Here is a 23200-nt window from a genome sequence, read left to right on the forward strand (position 1 = left end):
TTCGTCCCGGGCGGCCTCCACCTCCGGCCTCCGGGCCCGGCAGGAGCAGGACCATGACCACCCTCTTAGAAATGCGCGACATCACGAAGGAATTCCCCGGCGTCAAGGCGCTCGACCGGGTGAACCTCTCGGTCGCGACGGGCGAGATCCACGCCATCTGCGGCGAGAACGGCGCGGGAAAATCGACGCTGATGAAGGTGCTCTCCGGCGTCTACCCGGCCGGCAGCTATGACGGCGAGATCCATTATGACGGCGCTCTGGCGCAGTTCCGCACCCTGAACGACAGCGAATCGCGCGGCATCGTCATCATCCATCAGGAGCTTGCGCTGATCCCGCAGCTCTCGATCGCCGAGAATATCTTCCTGGGCAACGAACGCGCCCGCAACGGCGTGATCGACTGGGCCGAGACCTTCCGCCGCACCGAGGAGCTGCTTGCCAAGGTCGGGCTGAAGGACCCGCCCGGCACCATCGTCGAGACCATCGGCGTCGGCAAGCAGCAGCTCGTCGAGATCGCCAAGGCGCTGTCGAAGAACGTGAAGCTGCTGATCCTCGACGAGCCGACGGCGGCGCTTCAGGAAAACGACAGCCGCAAGCTGCTCGACCTGATGAAGGAACTGAAATCGCAGGGCGTCACCTGCATCATCATCAGCCACAAGCTGAACGAGGTGCGCTATGTCGCCGACACGGTGACGGTGATCCGCGACGGCACCACGGTGTCACGCCTCGACGCGGCGGCCGGCCTGTCCGAGAACCGCATCGTGCGCGACATGGTGGGGCGCGACATGTCGCATCGCTACCCCGAACGGCACCCGGCCCTCGGCGCGGTGGCGATGCAGGTCAGCGGCTGGAACGTCTGGCATCCGGACCAGAACCGGCGGGTGATCCGCGACATCTCCTTCAGCGTGCGGGCGGGCGAGGTCGTCGGCATCGCCGGGCTGATGGGCTCGGGGCGCACCGAGCTTGCGATGTCGATCTTCGGGCGCAGCTGGGGTCGCAACATCTCGGGCGAGGTGCAGATCGACGGCGCGCCCCGGGACCTGTCCACCGTCTCGAAGGCGATCGACGCCGGCCTCGCCTATGTGACCGAGGACCGCAAGCAGCTTGGCCTGGTGCTCGAGGAAAGCATCCGCTTCAACAACACCCTCGCGAACCTCGGCGAGGTGTCGCGGGCCGGGGTGCTGAACGAGGCCGAGGAAACCGCCGTGGCCGAGCGCTACCGCAAGGCGATGGCGACCCGCACCCCGACGGTGATGCAGACCGTGGGCAACCTGTCGGGCGGCAACCAGCAAAAGGTGGTGCTGGCGAAATGGCTGTTCACCGGCCCGAAGGTGCTGCTCCTCGACGAGCCGACGCGCGGCATCGACGTCGGCGCCAAGTATGAAATCTACACGATCATCAACGACCTGGCCACGCAGGGCAAGGCGGTGGTGATGATCTCGTCCGAGATGCCCGAGCTGCTCGGCATGTGCGACCGGATCTATGTCATGAACGAAGGGGCCTTCGTCGGCGAGCTGATCGCCTCCGAGGCCAATCAGGAGCGCATCATGTCGCTCATCGTCACGGAGTGAGGAAATGACGATGCAATCCACCGGGACCGTCTCGAACGGCGGCGCGCTGAAGGCCTATCTGAAATCGCACATGCGCGATTACGGCCTGCTGGTCGCCCTGATCGCGATCATGCTGTTCTTCCAGATCGTGACCGCGGGCACGCTGATGCGCCCGGTCAACATCACCAACCTGTTCTTGCAAAACAGCTACATCATCATCATGGCGCTCGGCATGCTGATCGTCATCGTCTCGGGCAACATCGACCTGTCGGTGGGCTCGGTGATGGGCTTCATCGGCGCCCTCGCGGCGGTGCTGATCGTCGAATACCACCTGCCGGTGCCGGTCACGATCGTGATCGCGCTGGTGCTCGGCATGGTGATCGGCGCGGCGCAGGGCTATTGGGTCGCCTATTGGAAGATCCCGTCCTTCATCGTCACGCTGGCCGGGATGCTGGTGTTCCGCGGCGCCTCGCTGTGGCTGCTGAACGGGCAGTCGGTCGGGCCGTTCCCGATGTCCTTCCAGATGCTGTCGACGGGCTTCGTCCCCGACATCTTCCCGACCGGCCTGACCACTGCCGCGGGCGCGCTGTTCGGCGAGCGCAACCTGAACCTGCTGTGCATGGCGCTCGGCGTCATCGCCTCGGTGGCGATCGTCTGGACCGGGCTGAAGGGGCGCGCGCGCGAGGCCCGTTATGGCACGGTGAGCGAACCCGCGAACGTGTTCTGGCTGCGCACCCTCATCGTCATCGGCGCGCTGCTGTTCCTGTGCTACAAGCTCGCCACCTTCCGCGGCCTGCCCAATGTGCTGATCTCGATGGCGGTGCTGACGCTGATCTACGCCTTCGTCACCCAGAACACGGTGATCGGCCGGCGGATCTACGCGCTCGGCGGCAACGCCAAGGCGGCCAAGCTCTCGGGGATCAAGACCGAGCGGCTGACCTTCCTCGCCTTCGTCAACATGGGCTTCCTTGCCGCGCTGGCCGGGCTGATCTTTGCCGCGCGGCTGAACACCGCGACGCCGAAGGGCGGCTACGGGCTCGAGCTTGACGTGATCGCGGCGGTGTTCATCGGCGGCGCCTCGGCCTCGGGCGGCACCGGCAAGGTGATCGGCGCGGTCGTTGGCGCCTTCATCATGGGGGTGATGAACAACGGCATGTCGATCATGGGCATCGGCATCAACTACCAGCAGATGATCAAGGGCCTGGTGCTGCTCTCCGCGGTGATCTTCGACGTCTACAACAAGAGAAAGCAGGGCTGAGCCATGACCTTCCTGAGCCAGTTGAAAACCGGCGGCGTGATCGTCCGCGAGGGCGCGCAGGCGCGGCTGCTGCCCGGGCTGAACTCGACCTACGCGCTTGCCCAGGCGGCGATCGCGGCCGGGGCGGGCCTGGCCGATCTGCTGCCCGCGGGCGGCGAGACGGTGGACCTGCCGGCGCTGCTCGCCGCCGGGGCGATCGACGTGCCGGTGCGCCACCCCGAGCCCGCGCGGATGTATCTGTGCGGCACCGGGCTGACGCATCTCGGCTCGGCGGCGACGCGCGACGCGATGCACGCCGGCACCACCGAGCAGCTCTCCGACTCGATGAAGATGTTCCGCATGGGGCTCGAGGGCGGCAAGCCCGCCGCGGGCGGTGTCGGGGTGCAGCCCGAATGGTTCTACAAGGGCCCCGGGACCGAGGCCGTGGCCCCGGGCGAGCCGCTGACCTCGCCCGCCTTCGCCCTCGACGGCGGCGAGGAGCCGGAGATCGCCGGCTTCTACGTGATCGGCCCCGACGGCGTGCCGAACCGCCTCGGCTTCAGCCTCGCCAACGAGTTCTCCGACCATGTGACGGAACGGATCAACTATCTGTTCCTCGCCCATTCGAAACTCCGCCCGGCGAGCTTCGGCCCCGAGCTGCGGCTCGGCCCGCTGCCCGCGCATGTCGAGGGCCGCTCGCGCATCCTGCGCGGCGATACGGTGATCTTCGACCAGCCGTTCCTGTCGGGCGAGGAGAACATGTCGCACACGATCGCCAATCTCGAGCACCACCATTTCAAATACGCCCCGTTCCGGCGCCCGGGCGATCTGCACGTGCACATGTTCGGCACCGCCACGCTCAGCTTTGCCGCGCAGCTGACGGCGCAGCCGGGCGACGTGTTCGAGATCTCCTCGCCGCAGTTCGGCCTGCCGCTGCGCAACCCGCTCGCGGTGGCGCCCGCCACCGGCCCCGCCGTCGTTCACTCCCTGTAAGACAACCCCGCAAGATCCGGAGGGTTTCCCGATGTCCGCCCGCTCCTTCACCCCCGCCCCCTGGCCGCGCCCGCTGCGCTCGCAAGCCTGGTATGGCGGCGAGTCCCGCGATGTCATCTATCACCGCGGCTGGCTGAAAAATCAGGGCTACCCGCACGATCTGTTCGACGGCCGGCCGATCATCGGCATCCTGAACACCTGGTCCGACCTGACGCCCTGCAACGGCCATCTGCGCGAGCTCGCCGAAAAGGTGAAGGCCGGGGTCTGGGAGGCCGGTGGCTTCCCGGTCGAGGTGCCGGTGTTCTCGGCCTCGGAAAACACCTTCCGGCCGACGGCGATGATGTTTCGCAACCTCGCCGCCCTCGCGATCGAGGAAACCATCCGCGGCCAGCCGATCGACGGCGCGGTGCTGCTTGTCGGCTGCGACAAGACCACGCCCTCGCTGATGATGGCGGCGGCAAGCTGCGACATCCCCTCGATCGTGGTCACCGGCGGGCCGATGCTGAACGGCTGGTTCCGCGGCGAGCGGGTGGGCTCGGGCACGCATCTGTGGAAATTCTCCGAGGCGGTGAAGGCCGGCGAGATGACCCAGGCCGAGTTTCTCGAGGCCGAGGCCTCGATGAGCCGCTCCTCGGGCACCTGCAACACGATGGGCACCGCCTCGACGATGGCCTCGATGGCCGAGGCGCTCGGCATGGCACTGTCGGGCAACGCCGCGATCCCGGCCGTCGACTCGCGCCGGCGGGTGATGGCGCAGGTCTCCGGGCGGCGCATCGTGCAGATGGTGAAGGACGACCTGAAACCCTCGGACATCCTGACCAAACAGGCCTTCGAGAATGCGATCCGCACCAATGGCGCGATCGGCGGCTCGACCAATGCGGTGATCCACCTGCTCGCGCTGGCCGGCCGCGTCGGCGTCGATCTGACGCTCGACGACTGGGACCGTTGCGGCCGCGACGTCGCCACCATCGTCAACCTGATGCCCTCGGGCAAATACCTGATGGAAGAGTTCTTCTATGCCGGCGGCCTGCCGGTGGTGATCCGACGGCTGGGCGAGAACGGCACGCTGCACAAGGACGCGCTGACGGTCTCCGGTCATTCGATCTGGGACGAGGTGAAAGAGGTGCGGAACTGGAACGAGGAGGTGATCCTGCCCGCCGACCGGCCCCTGACCGCGCAGGGCGGAATCGCCGTGCTGAAGGGCAACCTCGCGCCGAACGGCGCGGTGCTGAAACCCTCGGCGGCCTCGGCCCATCTGCTGGTGCATCGCGGCCGCGCCGTGGTGTTCGAGGACATCGACGATTACAAGGCGCGGATCGACGATGATGCGCTCGACATCGACGAGACCTGCGTGATGGTGCTGAAGAACTGCGGCCCGAAGGGCTATCCCGGCATGGCCGAGGTCGGCAACATGGGCCTGCCCGCCAAGGTGCTGAGGAAGGGGATCACCGACATGGTGCGGATTTCCGACGCCCGGATGTCGGGCACCGCCTATGGCACCGTGGTGCTGCACACCGCGCCCGAGGCGGCGGCGGGCGGCCCGCTCGCGGTGGTGCGCGACGGCGACATGATCGAGCTCGACGTGCCGAACCGGCGCCTGCATCTGGACATCTCCGAGGCCGAGCTGGCCGCGCGTCTGGCCGCGTGGCGACCGGCCGGGGAGGCGCCGCAAAGCGGCTATGCCTGGCTGCACCAGACCCATGTGCAGGGCGCCGAGACCGGGGCCGACCTCGACTTCCTCGTCGGCTGCCGCGGCAACGCGGTCGGCAAGGAAGCGCATTGAGCGCGGCGCTCCGGCCGGCCCCGGCCGCCGCACAGCGGCAAGGACAGGACAGCACGATGGTTTCTGCGCGGATCACGCCGGACTGGATCGCAGTCGACTGGGGCACCTCGGCGCTGCGCGCCTTCGCCATGCGCGGCACGGCGCCGATCGCCGAGGCGGTCTCGGCCGAGGGCATGGCCAGCCTGGCGCCCGACGGTTTCGAGCCGGCGCTGCTGCGCCTCGTCGGGCCCTGGCTCGGTTCCGGCACGACGCCGGTCATCGCCTGCGGCATGGTCGGTGCCCGCCAGGGCTGGGCCGAGGCGCCCTATCGCCCCGTCCCCTGCCCGCCCGTCGCCGCCGGCGAGACGCTGCGCCTGCGCGCCCGCGATCCGCGCCTTGCCGTCGAGATCGTGCCCGGCCTGTGCCAGCACGCCCCCGCCGACGTGATGCGCGGCGAGGAAACCCAGATCGCCGGGTTTCTGGCCGGGGAGCCCGGTTTCGCCGGCACCCTGATCCTGCCCGGCACGCATTCGAAACATGTGCGCGTCGCCGGTGGCCGCGTCACCGGCTTCACCACCTGGATGACCGGAGAGCTGTTCGCCCTGCTCGCGACGCACTCGGTGCTGCGCCTGACGCTCGCGCCGGACGGCACGGATCCGGCCGCGTTCCGGCACGGGGTGCGGCAGGGGCTCGACGGCGGCGGCCTCGCCGGGCTCTTCGCGCTGCGCGCCGAGGCGCTGCTCGCCGGGCTCGATCCGGTGGCGGCGCGGGCGCGGCTCTCGGGCCTGCTGATCGGCGCCGAGCTTGCCGCGCAGCCGCCCGCGCAAGACTGCGTGGTGATCGGCGCCGAGGCACTGGCCCGGGCCTATCTCGACGCGCTGGCACAGGCGGGCATCGCGGCGCGCGCGATCGGGGCCGGGGCGCTGGTGTGCCGCGGTCTCGCCCTTGCCCGGAACGGAGGAACGACATGACACGCAAGCTGATCGCGATCCTGCGCGGGCTGCCGCCCGGCGACGCCGTTGCCGTCGGGCAGGCGCTCGTCGAGGCCGGCATCACGACGATCGAGGTGCCGCTGAACTCGCCCGAGCCGCTGGTCTCGATCGCGCGGCTGGCGCGGGCCTTTGCCGGGCGCAGCGAGGTCCGGATCGGCGCCGGCACCGTGCTGACGGCGCAGGAGGTGGCGCAGGTCCGCGCCGCGGGGGGGCGGCTGATCGTCTCGCCCAACACCGATGCGCAGGTGATCGGCGCGGCGGTGGCGCAGGGGCTGGATTGCTGGCCCGGGGTGTTCACCCCGACCGAGGCCTTCGCGGCGCTGCGCGCGGGTGCGACCGGGCTGAAGCTGTTCCCCGGCGCGCTCGCCGGCCCCGAGGGGCTGCGGGCGCTGCGCGCAGTGCTGCCGCCCGCAACGCAGGTCTATGCCGTGGGCGGCGCCGGGCCCGGCAATTTCGCCGCCTGGCGGGCCGCCGGGGCCGACGGCTTCGGCCTCGGCACCGCGCTTTATGCCCCCGGCCTGACGGCGGATGCGGTCGCGGCGCGGGCGCGGGCGGTGATCGTCGCCTATGACGCGGCCGGGGGGCCGGCATGAGCGATCCGTTCGACCCCCGGATCTGCGCGCTTGGCGAGGGCGCCCTGTGGCACCCCGGCCGCGGCGCGCTGTTCTGGTTCGATGTCACCGGCCGCCGGCTGCTGTCGCGCCTGCCCGAAACCGGCGAGACCGGCGAATGGGCCCTGCCCGAGATCTGTTCCGCCGCTGCCTGGATCGACCGCGACCGGCTGCTGATCGCCTCCGAAACCGGGCTGTCGGTGTTCGACATCCCGGCCGGGCGGTGCACGCAGCGGCTGGCGGATCTCGAGGCCGACCGCCCCGAGACCCGCTCGAACGACGGCCGCGCCGACCCCTGGGGCGGGTTCTGGATCGGCACCATGGCGAAGGACGCCGCCCCCGGGGCCGGGGCGATCCACCGCCTGTTCGAGGGCCGGCTGCGGCCGGTCGTGGCCGGCCTCACCATCCCGAACGCGCTGTGCTTCGCGCCGGACCGGACGCGGGGCTATTTCGCCGACACCGCGCGCGGCCTGCTGTTCCGCGTTGCGCTCGACGCGCAGGGCTGGCCCGCCGCCGCGCCCGAGGTCTTCGTCGATTTCGCCGCCGCGGGGCTCTGGCCCGATGGCGCGGTGACGCTGGCCGATGGCACATTGCGCATCGCGTTGTGGGGGGCGGGGGCGGTGCTCACCGTCTCGGCCAGCGGCGAGATCGGCGCGCGCGACCTGCTGCCCGCCCCCCATGTCACCTGCCCCGCCTATGGCGGGCCGGACTTCCGCACGCTGTTCTGCACCTCGGCCACACAGGAGCTGTCGCCCGGGGCGCTCGCCGCCGCGCCGCTTTCGGGCGCCACCTTCTGCCGCACCGACGGCCTGCAGGGCCGGCCGGAACCCGCCTTCCGACTGCACGGAGACCTCAGATGACCCCCACCCCGATCGGCCTCGCCGGCCTTGGCACCATCGCCCGCAAGCAGCACCTGCCGGCGCTCGCCGCCACCCCGGCGCTGCGCCTCGTGGCGATCGCCGACCCCGCGGGCGGCCTCGACGGCCTACCCGCCTATCCCGGTATCGACGCCCTGCTGGCGGCCGAGCCGGGGATCGCCGCGCTCACCCTGTGCACGCCGCCGCAGGGCCGCTTCGAGCAGGCCGCGGCGGCGATCCGCGCCGGCCGTCACGTGATGCTGGAAAAGCCGCCGGGCACCTCGGTCAGCGAGGTCGAGACCCTGGCCGCACTGGCGCGCGCGCGCGGCGTGACGCTGTTTGCCACCTGGCACAGCCGCGCCGCCGCCGCGGTCGAGGAGGCCCGCCGCCGCCTTGCCCACGCCCCGATCCGCGCGGTCGAGATCATCTGGAAGGAGGACGTGCGCCGCTGGCATCCGGGCCAGGACTGGATCTGGCAGCCCGGCGGGCTCGGCGTCTTCGATCCGGGCATCAACGCGCTCTCGGTGGTGACGCAGATCCTGCCCGAACGGCTGCACCCGTTGGCTGCGGTGCTCGAGGTGCCCGCCAACCGCCAGACCCCGATCGCCGCCCGGATCCGGATGCGCACCGCCTCGGGCGTGCCGGTCGAGGCCGATTTCGACTGGCGCCAGACCGGCCCGCAGACCTGGCAGATCCGGGTGCTCTGCGACGGGCCCGAGATCGTGCTGAGCGACGGCGGCGCGACGCTGAGCGTCGGCGGCCAGACCCAGATCGCCGCCGGGGATGCGGAATATCCCCGCCTCTACGCCCGCTTTGCCGAACTGATCGCCGCGGGCGCCTCCGAGGTCGACCTGGCGCCGCTGCAGCTCGTGGCCGACATCTTCCTGCTGGGCGAGCGGCGCCTGGTCGAGGCCTTCGACGGATGAGAGAGCCCTTCGGCACCCTGCCCGACGGCCGCGAGGTCGAGCGCCTCACCCTGGCCGCCGGCGGGGTGACGGCGCGGATCATCACCTTCGGGGCGGCGCTGCAGACCCTCGTTGTGCCCGACCGGACGGGCACGCCGGACGACATCGTTCTGGGCCACGACGGGCTGGCGGGCTATCTGGCGCATCGCAGCTTCTTCGGCGCCACCATCGGCCGGGTCGCGAACCGGATCGCCGGCGGGCGCTTCCTGCTCGACGGGCGCGAGGTGCGGCTTGCGGTGAACGAGGGCAGCACCACCCTGCACGGCGGCCCCGACGGCTGGGACCGCCGGCTGTGGCAGATCGAGGCCGAAAGCCCCGGCGCGGTCCGGCTCGGCCTCGTCTCGCCCGCCGGCGATCAGGGCTTTCCGGGCCGGGTGCATGCCCGCGTCACCTATGCCCTGAGCGCCGAGGCCGGTGCCGCGGTGCTGCGCATCACCCACGAGGCGCAGACCGACGCGCCGACGCCGGTCGCGATGACCCATCACAGCTTCTTCGCACTCGCCGGGGCGCGCGGTCTGGCGACGCGGCCGCGCTCGGCGCTCGACTACCGGCTGACGGTGGCGGCCGCGCGCTATCTGCCGGTCGACGCGCACGCGATCCCGCGCGCCCCCGCGCCGGTCGGCGCCACCCCCTTCGACTTCCGCACCGGCCGCCTGCCGGTGACCGCGGTGCGCAGCGGCGTGATCGGCGGATACGACCATTGCCTGTGCCTCGACGCCGGCCGGGCCGAGCTGTTCGACCCGGTGACCGGGCGCCGGATGACGCTGTGCACCGATCAGCCGGGGCTGCAGGTCTATACCGGCGACGCGCTCGACGGCTCGGTGCGCGGCAAGAACGGCCGCGCCTATGCCTGCCAGGATGCGATCTGCCTCGAACCGCAGACCTGGCCCAATGCGGTGAACATGCCGCCCGGGCCCGGCCTGCCCTCCCCCATCCTGCGCCCCGGCACGCCCTATCGGGCGCAGATGTCGCTGCGCTTCACCGCGGACTGAGCGGCGCCGGGTCCGCTCCCGGCGGCCTGTCGCGAAGCCGCCCCCCCTGCCCCGCCGCTGTCGACCGGCACGCGCAGCGCGGTAAACCCCGACTCCTTGCGCCAGCCGATCTCCTCGAAGGGCAGGATGCGCTCGCGCTCGCGGCGCAGCCCGCCCTCGGCGATGCGATCGAAAACCGGCCGGAACCGGGCCTTCAGCGCCGCGGTCCCGGGAATTTCGGTCCGGGTGTCATGCAAGGTGATGGTCGTCTCCTGTCTGGCCCGGCCGGTCCGGCGGGCATGGGGGATCGGCCGGGCGCCACGCGGGCGCCCGCTCCGGAGGTCGGTCTCGGTCGGATCAGGCGCTGTGCGCGACCGGGCGCGCCCGCCCGGCCAGCGCCTGCGCCAGACGGGCAGCGACCCGCTCGGCGTGCTGCGTCACCTCGGGAATGCCCATCAGCTCGCCCACATGGCCGCGCGCCAGCGGGCCGGCGACGAACAGGCCGGGCACCGGCGCACCATCGCGGCCGACGGCGCGGCAGCCCTCGGTCACATCGAGCCCGAGCTGCAGCGGGTCGGCGCGGATCAGCCCGGCCGCGGCCATCGCGGCAAAGAGCGGCATCTCGCGCAGGATCGCACCATGCGCCGGGCCGGTGGTCAGGATCACCGCATCGAAGAGCCCCGCGTGCGCCCCCGCGCGCCGGTCGTGCCAGCGCAGCTCGACCCCGGCCGCGCTCTCCTGCGCCGACAAAAGCCGCCCCGCCACGATCGACAGCCGGCCCTCGGCAAGGCGGCGCTCGATCACCGCCTCGAGCTGCGGCGCGATGCGGAAGCGGTGCACGTCCCACCACACCCGCAGCCGGCGCACCAGCCGCGCGCGCTCGGCCAGCGGCAGCGCCGCCCAGATCACCGGCCCGTCACGGCGCACGTTGTCGAGCGTCGCCTGCCAGGGCAGGCCCGCGCCCGCATCGCGCCGCACCGCCGCCCGGACCCGGCGCAGCAGCGCAAGCGCGGTGCGGGCGGGATCGGTGGCGAAATCGGCCGCCGAGTCCGGATGGCCGAAGGCGTGCCCGCGCGGGCGCAGGCCGCGCCGCGACAGCGCGGTGATCCGGCCGGCGAAGCCCTGCCGGTCGAGGCTGGCGATCACGTCGGCCGAGGTCAGCCCGGTGCCGACGATCAGCAGGTTGCGCGCGTCCCGCGCCAGCACGCGCAGCCGCGCGCCGTCGCTGCTGTCGGCGATCAGCCGCGCCGAACCGGCGAGCGGCGCAAGGACCGCGGGCACGCCGGGCGGCGGATGGCTGGTGGCAAGCACCACCAGATCGGCCACCAGCCTGCGGCCGTCGTCGCAGCCAAGGGTGAAACGCGCGCCGCGCACCAGCGTCACCGCCCGCGCCCGCAGATGTTCGACCCGCCCCGCGGCCAGCAGCGGCGCCAGCGCCGCGGCGACATACTCGCCGACAAGGCCGCGCTGCACGAAAAGCTCGCCCGTGGCCAGTCGGGTGCCGACCGAAAGCGCGGGCCGGCGGGTCTCGACCCAGGTCTGCAACCCGCCCGGCGCGGCGCTGTCCATCGTCATCCGCGCGGCGGGCACGTTGATGCGGTGGCTCGGATCGCGCGTCGCATAGGCCAGCCCCTGACCAAGCTGCGCGCGCGGCTCGATCACCACGATCCGCGCCGGGCTGTCCAGGGCCCGGGCCAGGTGGAAGGCGGTGCTCGCCCCGGTGAAACCGCCGCCGATGATCGCCACCACCGGCAGGTCCGCGGCCGCGCTCATGCCACGGCCCCGACCGGCGCGGCCTTGCGCCGGGCGATCAGATCGGGGATCGCCCGCTGCGCAATGTCGTGCCGGCGGGCGAGCATCAGGCGGATCTGCGCATCGGGTGCGGGAAAGCGGGTGTCGGTCATCGCGGTTCCCCTTTCAACCGGCCGCGAGGCCCAGAAGCCGCGCCGCATTGTCATGGAAGAACCGGCCGAGCACCTCCTCGCGCAGGCCGAGCTGCAGCGCGTCCTCGATGCTCTGCCCGATCGGGCGGAACGGATAGGACGAGCCGAACAGCAGCTGATCGCCAAGCCAGCCGTTCGCCGCCTCGACATAGGCCTGACTGCCGGCCTGGAAGAGATACATGTCCGGGATGATGTGGATCGTCTCGTGCCGGAAGGCGAGACCGAGGATGTCGTGCACATTCGGCCAGTAGCCGTGAAAGACGCCGATCTTCAGCGTCGGGAACAGCCGCGCCACGGCAGCGAGCCCGGCCGGGTCGTTGAACCGCGGCGCCGGCGTCGTCGGCCCGCTCATCAGGAAGACCGGCACGCCCTCGGCCGCGGCCCATTCGTAGACCGGCAGATAGGCCGGATCGTCGGGGTGGCGCGGCGGCGTGCCGAAACCGGGCTCGAGGTCGATGCCGCGCAGCCCGAGCGGGCCCACGGCGCGGCGCGCCTCGGCGATCGCCGCCTCGGGGCCCTGCAACACCGGATCGACCGCACCGATGCCGCTCAGCCGCGCCGGGTCGAGCGCGACGATGCGCGCGATCTCGTCATTTCGCAGATGCTGCGCCGGGGTGTGGCGGCCGACGACCACGGCGCGCGCCAGGCCCGCATCGCCGATCTCGGCCAGAAAACCCGCCCCGGTGGCGGAGCGGGTGAAATGGGTGTCCGGCCCACGGGTGCCGACGCGGCGGTTGAGCCAGCGCACGGTGTCGAACTCGGGGGTGCCGGGCGTCCTGCCGAAGAAATCGTGCAGGAAGGCCGGGCGGCAGCGCATGTCGATGACGGAAAAGGTCATGGCTTTGTCCTCAGGAAGCGGCGCGCGCGCGCAGGTCGAAGGCGCCGCCGGTCTGGCTCGTGCCCTGCTCGGTCACGGCCGCCTTGCCGATGCGCGGGAAGATCAGTTCGGCGAAGCGGATCGCCTCCTCGAGATGCGGATAGCCCGACATCACGAAGGTCTCGATGCCGAGCGCCTGGTATTCGCGCATCCGCGCGACCACCGTGTCGGGATCGCCGACAAGCGCGGTGCCCGCGCCGCCGCGCACCAGACCGACCCCGGCCCAGAGGTTGGGCGCCACCTCGAGCCGGTCGCGCCGGCCGCCGTGCAGCGCCGCCATCCGGCCCTGCCCGACCGAATCCATGCCCGCATAATTCGCCTGGGCACGGGCGATGTCGTCGTCGGTCAGCCGGCTGATCAGCCGCTCCGCCTCGGCCCAGGCCTCGGCCTCGGTCTCGCGCACGATCGCATGCAGACGAATCCCGAAACGCACCTCGCGCCCCTGTGCCGCCGCCTGCGCCCGCACATCGGCGATCTTTTCCGCCACCGCCGCGGGCGGCTCGCCCCAGGTCAGATAGACATCGACATGCTGCGCGGCGAGCGCATGCGCGGCGGGCGACGAGCCGCCGAAGTAAAGCGGCGGGTGCGGGCGCTGCGGGCCGGGGTGGGCGTTCCGCGCCCCCTCGACGCGGAGATGCCGGCCCTCGAAATCGACGGTCTCGCCGGCCATCAGCCGCTTCCACACGGTCAGGAATTCCCCGGCATTCTCATAGCGGCCGTCGTGGCTGAAGAAGGCGCCGTCGGCGGCCAGCTCGCGCGGGTCGCCGCCCGGCACGACATTGAGCAAAAGCCGCCCGTCGAGCGCCGCATCCAGCGTCGCCGCCTGCCGCGCCGCCGCCGTCGGCCCGCTGATCGAGCTGCGCAGCGCCACCAGAAGCTTCAGCCGCCGCGTCACCGGCGCCAGCGCCGCCGCCACCACCCAGGGGTCGAGGCAGCTTGCCCCGGTCGGGATCAGCATCCCGTCATAGCCCAGCCGGTCGGCGGTGGTGGCGATGTCGCGCAGATAGGCGGGCTCGGGCGCCCGGCCGAAATCCGAGGTGCCAAGATAGCGCGTGTCGCCCGAGGTCGGCAGGAACCAGAAGATCTCGGGCGCGCTCATTCCGCCGCCTCCGAAACATCGCCCAGCCGGTCGAAGGCCGAGGGGCGCGAGGCGTCGGCGACGCTTTCGCGGCCGATGTAATGGTGGCGCCACTGCGCGGCGGGGTGGCTGTCGCGGGCAAGGCCGCCCGCATCGCCCAGCAGCTTCTCGCGCAGCGTGCCGGGGGCATAGCCCTGCTGCGCGCGGCCGCGCCGGCGCAGCTCCGGCACCACGAAATCGATGAAATCGGTGGTCGAGGCCGGGGTGATCGCATAGGCGAGGTTGAAGCCGTCGATGCCGCCCTCGTCGACCCAGCGTTCGAGCGCATCGGCCACCGTCTGCGGCCCGCCGACCAGCACCGGGCCAAGCCCGCCAATCGACCGCTTGCGGATCACGTCGCGCACCGTCCAGGCCTCGCCATCGGCGGCAAGGGATTCGAGCGTGGTGCGCAGGCTGTCATTCTCGACCGCGGTCAGCGGCTGATCGGGATCGAGGGTCGAGAAATCGAGCCCGGTCCAGCCGCCGTAAAGCGCGAGCACCCCCTCGGCGCTGGCATAGTCGAGGTATTCCTCATACTTGCGCTGCGCCGCCTCGTCGGTCGGGCCGGTGATGACGGTGAGCAGCGCGAAGATCTTCAGACTGTCGGCTTCACGCCCGGCCGCCGCCACCTCGGCGCGGATCGCATCGGTCAGCGTCTTCGCGGTCTCGGGGCTGGTCGCCAGCACGAACATCGCCTCGGCATGGCGGGCGGCGAACTTCCGGCCACGGGCACTCGCCCCGGCCTGGAAGATCACCGGCGTGCGCTGCGGCGAGGGCTCGCACAGGTGGAAGCCCGGCACCTTGAAATAGGCGCCCTCGTGGCGGATCGGGTGCACCTTCGCGGCATCGGTGAAGATCCCCCTCTCCTTGTCGCGCAGCACCGCGCCCGGCTCCCAGCTGCCCTCCCACAGCTTGTAGGTGACTTCCATGTATTCCTCGGCGAGGTCATAGCGCGCATCGTGACCGATCTGCCGGTCAAGGCCGATGTTGCGCGCCGCGCTGTCGAGATAGGACGACACCACGTTCCACGCGACACGCCCCTTCGTCAGATGGTCGAGGGTCGAGAGCCGGCGGGCGAGCAGATAGGGATGCTCGAAGGTCACCGCCGCGGTGATGCCGAAGCCGAGGTTGCGCGTCACTGCCGCCATCGCCGAGATCGCGCCGAACGGGTCGTTCACCGGCACCTGCGCCGCGTCGTGCAGCGCCGCCGCGGCCGAGCCGCGATAGACGTCGTAGACCCCCACCACATCGGCGATGAACAGGCTGTCGAAGGCGCCGCGTTCGAGCTCGATCGCGAGGTTGGTCCAATACTCGAGGTCATTATAGCGCGACGCCTGGCTTGACGGATGGCGCCAGGTGCCGGCCGCCTGATGACCGACGCAGGTCATGTCGAAGGCGTTCAGAATGATGCGTTTCTTCGCTTGGGTGGTCATCGGAAACTCCTGTCTCAGCCGGCCACGCGCAGCGGCGCGGCAAGGGCGTGGGGAAGGTGCGGGGCGAATTGCGCCACGGCGCGGTCAAGGCGCTCGTGGATCGGGCCGGCGCGCAGCGCGCCCGCGGCGAAATCGGCCGCCGAGGCATAAAGACCGGTCGGCAGGGTGATCGCCTCGAAGAAGCCGAACAGCGGCCGCAGCTGATGTTCGATCACCAGCGCGTGGCGCTCGCCGCCACCGCAGGCTGCCAGCAGGACCGGTTTGCCGGCCAGCGCCCCGGGCTCGATCAGGTCGAGGAAATGCTTGAAAAGGCCGGTGTAGCTGCCCTTGAACACCGGGCTTGCGACGATCAGCGCATCGGCCGCAAGGAACGCCGCGCGATGGCGGTCGGGCGCGGGCGCCCCGCCCTCGCGCAGCGCGCCGAAGCCGGGGCCGAGGTCATCGACATCGAAGACATGGGCATCGCCGCCGAAGCGGGCGGTGGCGCGGGCGGCGATGGTCTCGACCAGCGTGCGGGTCTTCGACGGCCGGCTCCAGGAACCGGCAAAGGCTGCGAAACGGGGACCGGACATGGCGGCTCCAAATGACGACTTTATCTGTAGATAATTGATAAAGTCGGGACCGCTCTGTCGCCATTCCAAACTCCGCCGGGTTTGGAGCTGAAAACCGCTCTCCGGGACGCGGCAGGGAGAAGAGTTTTCCGCCGCGCGCCGATCCGGCCGGACTCACCGCCCGGAAGACGGTGGTCGCCCGGCTCCGGGCAGCGCGTGGCATCGTGAAGACGGCGGCCCTGCCGCCGGACACCGCCGCGGCACATGGCGTTTGCTCAAAGGCCGCGGCCCGCGCTCAGGGAACGAGAGCCCGGTTGTTGCGCTGATGCCGCGCGACCAGACGGGACGCCCTGGACCTGGCAATGGCCTGGCGCGCCGCATCTGCCTTTGATTGCGGTGCGGCGACGAGCTTTGGAACACGCGCCCCGATCCAGCACAGCGCGCATCGTTGTCGAGCGTCAGCACCAGATCGCCACAGCGCAGGGTTTCGACACGGCCCTCGCCCCGCGACGTCCGGATCAGGGTTCCGGCCGAAAAGCACGGCACGACGGGGCTGTCGAGGTGCGAGGCAATCGTTCCGACGCCGTCCACGCCCACATGTCATGGGCCGCCATGTCCCACCTCCTGGCGGCGAAATAGCGTTGAAAGCGACCGGCCGCCCGCTCACAAGCGCTCACCCGGCGCCGCCAAAGCGCGTCACGACTTCGGCACCAGAAGCTTTGCCGGACGCGCCTGCTCCGTCGCGCGAAACAGGCTGAAGGTCTGGTTGATCAACGAGGCCACGCCTTGCATCGAGGCGACCCAGCGTTCGAGTTCGGGCGTGCGCTCGACCGCGATCAGCTGGATCGGACGGTCGGGACCATCGGCCTCGAACTGGCAATAGCACAGCGGATTGCCGCGCTTGAGCACAAGGTCCTTGCCGGTGTCGTGCCATTCAAAGGCCCACATCAGCGGCCGCACCCAGGCATGGATCGGGAAGCGCCCGCCGAAGATCGTCCCGGGCAGCGGCGTGGGGCGGTAATGCGCGAAAGCGTCGAGCTGCGTGACATAGCAGATCTCTTCGGCGGCAAAGCAATAGCCAAGGCTGAGCTGGATCGTCGGGCGGTCCGGAAAGCGCCACTCCGCCTCGTTCACCAGATGCAGGATCTTGCCGAGCTTGCCGGCGCGCACCGCGCCCTGCGGGCCGGCCCGGTTGACCAGCCGCGCGACGCCCTGCGCATCGCGTTCGAAGCCGATATGCAGGTCATAGGGGCAGCGCAGCACGAAATACCGGCTTTCCAGCTGCACCACGCCGGGGCAGCGGGAGGCGGTTTTCGCATGGGTCCGGTTCGCCCCCCGATTGCTCAGCCGTTCGGGCGGGAACAGCACCGCCGAGCCGCTGTCCTCGAGCAGGAACCAGCCCACCGTCACCGGCCCGGATTTCGGGCTGTAGTCCGGGCGTTCCAGGGTGATGCCAACATCCATTCGCAGTCCATCCATGCAAGGTGCGGGCCACGGGGGAGCGTGGCCCGCATCCGGGCGGTCAGGCGACCAGCGTCTTGCGGTTGCGCAAGACCCGCTCCGCCATCTGCCGGGCCGCGCGCCCCGGAACGAGGCGGCGCACCGCCTCGGTCTCGGCGCCCAGACCGAGGGCGAATTCGGGGAACAGCGCCAGGATTTCCTCGCGGACCTCGGGGCTGACTGCCTTCAGCGCCTCGGGCCCGGTGAACAGGCTTTCCGTCGCCGCACCGTTCGAGAACACCACCTGATGCGTGTCGAAGAGGAAGTGCCAATAGGTCACCTCGGTCACGTCCTCGGCGATCTCGACCCCGTCGAGGGCCAGCAGATGCTTCGCCGCGACAAGCACCTCGGCCTCGCCGAACATCCGCTCGGCGACGCGGGAACGGACAAGCACCCGGTGCTGGGGCGAGACGAGCAGGTCGCGCTCGGGCTGGTTCAGCCCCAGAACGCCGGCCCGGATCCGGATCGGGCGCAGCTTCGGATGCTGCGCAAGTTCCGCCGCCCCGACCTCGCGCCCGCCGATCCAGCGCAGCGGCTGATAGCCCGAATCGAGCGTCAGCACCTGCGCGCCGGGCTGGAGATCTTCGACCGCGACCTCGCCGTGCCGCGTCTTGATCATCGTGCCCGAGGCGAAGCACACGACATTCGTCTGATCCCATGTCAGCCCGCCGGTGATGCCGGTCATGGTCAGCGTCGGCCCGCTCATGTCGGTGCCGTTGAAGCTGATGACGCCATCGGCCAGATCGTGGTTCATCGCCATGATCGGCTGGGCGAAATTCGTGCCGTTCGCGGCGTTGTAGGCCGCGAGCGTCGCATCGTTGAAGATGCCGCTCAGATCGACGAAGTCGTTGTTCGACTGGTTTGCATCGGTGTAGGGCCCGCCGCTGTCGGTGCCGAAATCGGTGATCACGTCATCGCTGGCCTGGTCCCACACGAAGACGTCGTCGCCGGTTCCGCCGGTCAGCGTGTCGTTGCCGGCCTCGCCTTCAAGCCAGTCGTTGCCATCGCCGCCCAGGAGCAGGTCGCTGTCCGCCCCCCCCCAGAGCACATCATTGCCCAGATCGCCCACCAGCGTATCCGCGCCGTTCTCGCCCTGAAGCACATCATCGCCATCGCCACCCGACAGGCTGTCCGCACCGTCGCCGCCGAAAAGCGAATCATTGCCGGCCTCGCCCGACAGGGTGTCGTTGCCGAGATCACCAGCAAGATTGTCGTTGTCGTCACCGCCCCACAGATTGTCGTTGCCATCGCCGCCGAAGAGTGAATCGTTCCCGGCGCTCCCGAGCAGGGTATCATCGCCGGCATCACCAACCAGATTGTCGGCGCCATCGCCACCCGACAGGCTGTCGTTGTCCGCCCCGCCGAACAACGTGTCATTGCCGGCACCGCCCCACATGCTGTCCGCGCCGGCACCGCCGAGCAACGAGTCATTGCCGGCCTCGCCGACCATGTAGTCATTGCCGTCGCCGCCATCGAGGAGGTTCGCGTCGGTGTCGGTGACCCCGTCGCCCGTTCCGGCCCAGAGCGTGTCATTGCCGGCTCCGCCAAAGAGCGAGTCCGCGCCGACACCGCCCTGCAGCGAATCCGCATCATCGCCGCCATAGAGCACATCATTGCCGACCTCGCCGTAGAGACTGTCATTCCCGGCGGTGCCCCAGATCGTGTCATTGCCATCGCCGCCCTGGACGAGGTCATCGCCCTGCGGGTTGAGGCTGTCGCCGCCGTCGATCACATCATCGCCGGCGCCGCCAAAGATCGTGTCGTTGCCGACATTGCCGGTTATGCTGTCGTTGTCATCGCCGCCGTAGATCAGGTCATCGGCAGCGCCGCCGCGCAGGCTATCAGCCCCGATACCACCAATAATCGTGTCATTGCCGGGCTGCGCATCAGTCAGGCCATCCCCGAAGATGGTGTCGTTGCCGGCCCCGCCTTCGAGCCAGTCGCTGCCATCTCTGCCCTCGATGTAATCATCTCCGGCATCACCGAGGATCGTATCGCTGCCCGCTCCACCATCCACGCTGTCGTTGCCAGTGCCAGCCCCCATGTAATCGTTGCCGGTTCCACCATACATGGTGTCGGCCCCGCTCCCGCCGACCACGACATCATCGCCGGCATCCCCAGACAGAAAATCATTGTCGGCGCCGCCATTCAGCGTGTCGTTGCCGTTGCCACCATACATCGTGTCGCGGCCGGTGTCGGTCTCGTACTCGATCAGGTTGTCATTGCTGCCGTTGCCGTAATAGACATCGTTGCCGTTGCCGCCATAGATCCAGTCGCCATTGGCAGTGGGGTTCGACCCGGGGAACAGCACCTGCGTGCCGTTGCCGCCGGTCATCGTGTCGTTGCCGGCGCCGCCGAAATACCGGTCGTTGGTATTGTCGTTGGTCCAGGTGTCATTTCCACTGGTGCCGTAAAGGTCGGCCATCGTACGCTCCCATGCCATCTACAAAATCGCGCACACACTTCAATCTTGCAGATGGCGCCGGAATGGGCGCCGCCAGGCTGGAAACAGGGTGACACGAACGAGACCTTCTCCAGGAAGAGGAGAGCCGAGCGCAGGCGATTCGTGCCATTTCTCATCTCGATGTCAGAGGTGACGCAGATCAGCGTCAGTTGCGCCCGGTTGCGGCGGCCGCAGCCCCGTCGCCGCCCGCCGGCCCGGCCAAAGCAGGCCGCGCGAACCATCGCAGCAAGGTCCGCCCCGCACGCGGAAACAGCGGCGCCGCCCCGCCTTCGCGATGCAGCGTCATTGCGTCTCCGCCAAGCGAAGCACGCGGTCGCGTGGGAACCTGTCGTGTTGCAGCAAGGGGGGCCCGGCCGGACCGGCGCCACGTTCCGGCCGCCTTCGGGCCGCGCCCGGCACGGGATCGCGCCGGGGCCACGAGGGCCCCGGCGGGCCGGTCATGCGCCGTAAAGCTGGTTCGGCAGCCACAGCGCCAGCTGCGGGAAGAGCACCAGCAGGATCACCGCAAGCCCGAACAGCAGGAAGAACGGCACCGAGGCCCGCGCCACCCGCCCGAGCGGCCAGTTGGTCAGCCCCTGCAAGACGAAGAGGTTGATCCCGACCGGCGGGGTCAGCAGCCCGATCTCGACCATCAGCACCAGGAAGACGCCGAACCAGACCGGATCATAGCCCGCCGCCGTCACCAGCGGCAGGGTCATCGGCAGCGTCATCACGATGATCGCCACCCCGTCGACGAAGATCCCGAGCAGCAGGTAGAACGCCGCCAGCAGCGTGATCAGGGCCAGCGGATCGAGGTTCATCGCGCCGATCGCCGCGCCCAGTTCCTGCGGCAGGTGCAGATAGCCCAGCGTCGTCGACAGCAGCGAGGCCGAGACCAGGATGATGCAGACCATCGCGCTGGTCCGCACCGTGCCCATCAGGCTGACCCGGATCAGCTCCCAGCTCAGTTCCCGCAGCAGCGCCAGCACCCCGAAGGCCGCCAGCACCCCGACCGCCGCCGCCTCGGAGGGGGTGGCGATGCCGGAATAGATCGCGCCGAGAACGATCCCCATCAGCGCCACGACCGGCGCCAGATCCGCCAGCGCGCGCAGATAGTCGCGCCAGACGAATTCCTGATGCCCGGCCGGGGCGATGCCCGGGCGCAGCAGCGCCATCAGCATGATGAAGCCGGAATAGAGCCCCGAAACCATCAGCCCGGGCAGCACCCCGGCGGCGAACAGGCGGCTGACCGAGACCTCGGCGAGGATGCCGTAGATGATCATCGCGATCGAGGGCGGCAGCAACAGCCCGAGACTGCCGGCCCCGGCCAGCGAGCCGACCGCAAGGTTCTGGTCATAGCCACGCGCGACCAGCTCCTTCGAGGTGATCTTGCCCACCGTCGCGGTGGTCGCGGCCGACGAGCCGCTGACCGCGGCGAACAGCGTGCAGCCCAGAACGTTGGTGTGCAACAGCCGCCCGGGGATCCGGTCGACGAAGGGGGCCAGCCCGCGGAACAGCCGTGACGAGACCGAGGAGCGGAAGATCAGCTCGGCGACCCAGATGAACAGCGGCACCGCGGCCATCTCCCAGGTCGAGGCGCTGCGATAGGTGATCGTGCCGGCGATGGTGAAGACGCGCGCCATCGGCATGCCGACCAGGAAGTGCAGGCCGGCGAAGGAGACAAGCAGCAGTCCGGCAAAGATCCAGACCCCGCTGCCGAGGGTCAGAACAAGCATCGCGATCAGCGCCAGACCGGAAACGAGCGGGTCCATGTATTCCCTTTCTGCCTGTCGTTACAGGTCGTTCTGAAGTGGGTCGATGTCTCCCGGCGGCACCGGACCCGGCAGGTCGAAGATCTGCCGCAGGGTCCAGGCAAAGACCTGGAGGCTGAAGATCATCAGCCCGGCGGCGCAGACCGCCTCGGGAATCCAGAGCGGGATCTCGGCGATCGAGCTCGAGGTGCGTCCGCGCGCGAAACTGCGCAGCGCCGACTGGGCAATCACCCAGCCGATCTGCGAGGTCACGGCGAGCGTGGCAAGGCCGCAGATCGTTTCCAGCACCCGGCGCGGACGGCCCGAAAGCCGGTCAACCAGCAGCCCGACGCGCACCAGCGCCGAATGCTCGAAGGCATAGCCGAGCGACAGGAAGGTGGCGCCGGCGATCGCATAGCCCACCACCTCGTCAAGCACGAAGGTCGAGCGGTCGACCATCCGCAGGGCAATTTCCAGCAAGATGTGCAGCACCATGCCGACGACCAGCAGCGCGGCCACGGCCGCGGCGGCTTGCGACAGGGCAAAGACGCCGCGCTGGAAGAGCATCGCCGGCCGGTTCCGGCCGGCGATGTCTCGGGTGTCGGAGGCGCTCATCATTGCGCGCGTTTCGCTTCGAAGGCGGTGAGGATCGCCTCGGCGTCCGGGCCCATCTTCGCCTTCCACTCCTCAAGCGCGGGCTTCGCGGCCTCGGTCAGCGCCGCGATATAGGCGGGATCGACATCGGTGACGACGGTCATGCCGTGGCTCTTCATCTCGGCGTAGTTCTGCGACACCCGGTCCGCGAGCAGGTTCCAGCCGAAATCCTCGGCCGCCTTCGCCGCCTCGGCAACCCAGGCCTTCTGCTCGTCGCTCAGCGCCTCGTAGGCATCGCGGTTCATGTGCACGAATTGCAGCGGCATCGCATAGTTCACCTCGGTGAAATGCGACTGCTGTTCCCACAGCTGCGAGGCCGAGCCGCCATCGGCCGAGGTCAGCACCGCGTCGATCGCCCCGGTCGAGAGCTGCGGCACGGTATCGGCCCAGCTCAGCTGCACCGGCGTCGCGGGGGTGTTGCCGAAGGTGATCGTGCCATTGGCGTCATAGGTGCGCAGCTTGACACCGGCGAGCGCGTCCATCGAATCGAGCGGCTTGTTGCCCCAAAGCCCACTCGGCGGCCAGGGCGTGGCGAACAAAAGCACCTGGTTGTCGCGCTCGAGCACCGCCTCGTAATAGGGCTTGGCGATCTCGTAAAGCAGGCGCTCTTCGGCGGGCGTCGTCACCAAGAACGGGATCGAGGACAGCACGAAGACCGGGTTGATCCCCGACCAGGGCGTCGCGAAGGACGAGGCGAGGTCGAGCGCCCCGTCGCCGACGGCATCATACTGGTCGAGCGACTTGTAGCCGAGCGCCGCGCCGTGATGCGCAGTCACCACGATGTCGCCGCCCGAGACCTGCTTCAGCGTCTCGATGAAGGTGTCGGCGGATTGCGCATGGACCGAATTCGGCGGGTATTCGTTGGCCAGATCCCAGGTGACCGATTGCGCCCGGGCCGGCAGTGCGGCGATGGCGAGCGCCCCGATGAGAAGTGGTTTGGTCAGCAGTTTCAGCATGTCTCGATTTCCCTGTTGGTCTTGTCGTGATCGGTGATGT

The 23200-nt window shown here is 70.0% G+C and carries 23 protein-coding genes; 9 read left to right on the forward strand and 14 right to left on the reverse strand.

The window, feature by feature from the left end; genetic code table 11:
• The first annotated feature begins 53 nt into the window (after positions 1-53).
• The 9 genes from mmsA to EOW66_RS16465 are packed head-to-tail and all read left to right on the forward strand — an operon-like array spanning position 54 to position 9956.
• Positions 54-1568 carry a multiple monosaccharide ABC transporter ATP-binding protein gene (gene mmsA, locus EOW66_RS16425; RefSeq protein ID WP_128157376.1) on the forward strand — a complete coding sequence of 505 codons (1515 nt, stop codon included), beginning with the start codon at positions 54-56 and terminating at the stop codon, positions 1566-1568.
• 4 nt (positions 1569-1572) lie between these two features.
• Positions 1573-2805, forward strand: a complete 1233-nt coding sequence (mmsB, locus tag EOW66_RS16430) for a multiple monosaccharide ABC transporter permease (protein ID WP_128157377.1) — start codon at positions 1573-1575, stop codon at positions 2803-2805.
• A gap of 3 nt (positions 2806-2808) precedes the next feature.
• Positions 2809-3777, forward strand: a complete 969-nt coding sequence (gene araD1, locus EOW66_RS16435) for an AraD1 family protein (RefSeq protein WP_128157378.1) — start codon at positions 2809-2811, stop codon at positions 3775-3777.
• Positions 3778-3808: 31 nt separating this feature from the next.
• Positions 3809-5560, forward strand: coding sequence for an L-arabinonate dehydratase (araD, locus tag EOW66_RS16440; RefSeq protein ID WP_128157379.1), 1752 nt, complete (start codon positions 3809-3811; stop codon positions 5558-5560).
• A gap of 56 nt (positions 5561-5616) precedes the next feature.
• Positions 5617-6510 (forward strand): 2-dehydro-3-deoxygalactonokinase, encoded by an 894-nt coding sequence (locus EOW66_RS16445; RefSeq protein ID WP_128157380.1) that lies wholly within the window; start codon positions 5617-5619, stop codon positions 6508-6510.
• On the forward strand, positions 6507-7124 hold the full coding sequence (locus EOW66_RS16450; RefSeq protein WP_128157381.1) for a 2-dehydro-3-deoxy-6-phosphogalactonate aldolase: 618 nt from the start codon (positions 6507-6509) through the stop codon (positions 7122-7124). The genes EOW66_RS16445 and EOW66_RS16450 overlap by 4 nt, the downstream gene beginning before the upstream one ends.
• The gene (locus EOW66_RS16455) at positions 7121-8002 is read left to right on the forward strand and encodes an SMP-30/gluconolactonase/LRE family protein (RefSeq protein ID WP_128157382.1); all 882 of its coding nucleotides are present in this window, start codon (positions 7121-7123) and stop codon (positions 8000-8002) included. The genes EOW66_RS16450 and EOW66_RS16455 overlap by 4 nt, the downstream gene beginning before the upstream one ends.
• Complete coding sequence (locus tag EOW66_RS16460) at positions 7999-8925, forward strand: Gfo/Idh/MocA family protein (protein ID WP_128157383.1); 927 nt, start codon at positions 7999-8001, stop codon at positions 8923-8925. Before EOW66_RS16455 ends, EOW66_RS16460 begins: the two co-directional genes overlap by 4 nt.
• Positions 8922-9956 (forward strand): aldose epimerase family protein, encoded by a 1035-nt coding sequence (locus tag EOW66_RS16465; RefSeq protein ID WP_128157384.1) that lies wholly within the window; start codon positions 8922-8924, stop codon positions 9954-9956. The genes EOW66_RS16460 and EOW66_RS16465 overlap by 4 nt, the downstream gene beginning before the upstream one ends.
• Here EOW66_RS16465 and EOW66_RS16470 read toward each other — a convergent pair.
• From EOW66_RS16470 to EOW66_RS16525, 14 genes are all read right to left on the reverse strand, one after another.
• On the reverse strand, positions 9917-10192 hold the full coding sequence (locus EOW66_RS16470) for a hypothetical protein (RefSeq protein ID WP_128157385.1): 276 nt from the start codon (positions 10190-10192) through the stop codon (positions 9917-9919). The two genes, EOW66_RS16465 and EOW66_RS16470, sit on opposite strands and share 40 nt — an antisense overlap.
• A 100-nt stretch (positions 10193-10292) precedes the next feature.
• Positions 10293-11708, reverse strand: coding sequence for an FAD/NAD(P)-binding protein (locus EOW66_RS20840; RefSeq protein WP_128157386.1), 1416 nt, complete (start codon positions 11706-11708; stop codon positions 10293-10295).
• On the reverse strand, positions 11705-11839 hold the full coding sequence (locus tag EOW66_RS20845; RefSeq protein WP_275402052.1) for a hypothetical protein: 135 nt from the start codon (positions 11837-11839) through the stop codon (positions 11705-11707). Before EOW66_RS20845 ends, EOW66_RS20840 begins: the two co-directional genes overlap by 4 nt.
• A 13-nt stretch (positions 11840-11852) precedes the next feature.
• Complete coding sequence (locus tag EOW66_RS16480) at positions 11853-12716, reverse strand: amidohydrolase family protein (protein WP_128157387.1); 864 nt, start codon at positions 12714-12716, stop codon at positions 11853-11855.
• A gap of 10 nt (positions 12717-12726) precedes the next feature.
• A complete protein-coding gene (ssuD, locus tag EOW66_RS16485) occupies positions 12727-13854 on the reverse strand; it encodes an FMNH2-dependent alkanesulfonate monooxygenase (protein WP_128157388.1) in 1128 nt (375 codons plus the stop codon).
• Positions 13851-15305 carry an LLM class flavin-dependent oxidoreductase gene (locus tag EOW66_RS16490; protein ID WP_128157389.1) on the reverse strand — a complete coding sequence of 485 codons (1455 nt, stop codon included), beginning with the start codon at positions 15303-15305 and terminating at the stop codon, positions 13851-13853. The genes ssuD and EOW66_RS16490 overlap by 4 nt, the downstream gene beginning before the upstream one ends.
• 14 nt (positions 15306-15319) lie before the next feature.
• A complete protein-coding gene (locus tag EOW66_RS16495; RefSeq protein WP_128157390.1) occupies positions 15320-15877 on the reverse strand; it encodes an NAD(P)H-dependent oxidoreductase in 558 nt (185 codons plus the stop codon).
• Between the two features lie 153 nt (positions 15878-16030).
• Positions 16031-16453, reverse strand: a complete 423-nt coding sequence (locus EOW66_RS20935) for a Hint domain-containing protein (protein WP_128157391.1) — start codon at positions 16451-16453, stop codon at positions 16031-16033.
• 99 nt (positions 16454-16552) lie between these two features.
• Positions 16553-17320 (reverse strand): hypothetical protein, encoded by a 768-nt coding sequence (locus tag EOW66_RS16505; protein WP_128157462.1) that lies wholly within the window; start codon positions 17318-17320, stop codon positions 16553-16555.
• A gap of 58 nt (positions 17321-17378) precedes the next feature.
• Entirely contained in the window at positions 17379-19781 is a 2403-nt protein-coding gene (locus tag EOW66_RS16510) for a Hint domain-containing protein (protein ID WP_164881161.1), read from the reverse strand.
• 184 nt (positions 19782-19965) lie between these two features.
• The gene (locus EOW66_RS20445; protein ID WP_164881162.1) at positions 19966-20106 is read right to left on the reverse strand and encodes a hypothetical protein; all 141 of its coding nucleotides are present in this window, start codon (positions 20104-20106) and stop codon (positions 19966-19968) included.
• Between the two features lie 151 nt (positions 20107-20257).
• Entirely contained in the window at positions 20258-21571 is a 1314-nt protein-coding gene (locus EOW66_RS16515; protein WP_128157393.1) for a TRAP transporter large permease, read from the reverse strand.
• A 21-nt stretch (positions 21572-21592) separates the two neighbouring features.
• Positions 21593-22165: a TRAP transporter small permease subunit gene (locus EOW66_RS16520; RefSeq protein ID WP_164881163.1), complete on the reverse strand. Its 573-nt coding sequence runs from the start codon at positions 22163-22165 to the stop codon at positions 21593-21595.
• Entirely contained in the window at positions 22165-23160 is a 996-nt protein-coding gene (locus EOW66_RS16525; RefSeq protein ID WP_164881164.1) for a TRAP transporter substrate-binding protein, read from the reverse strand. Before EOW66_RS16525 ends, EOW66_RS16520 begins: the two co-directional genes overlap by 1 nt.
• Between the last annotated feature and the right edge of the window lie 40 nt (positions 23161-23200).

This window comes from Paenirhodobacter huangdaonensis (genome assembly GCF_004022465.1).
GTDB lineage: Bacteria > Pseudomonadota > Alphaproteobacteria > Rhodobacterales > Rhodobacteraceae > Rhodobacter > Rhodobacter huangdaonensis.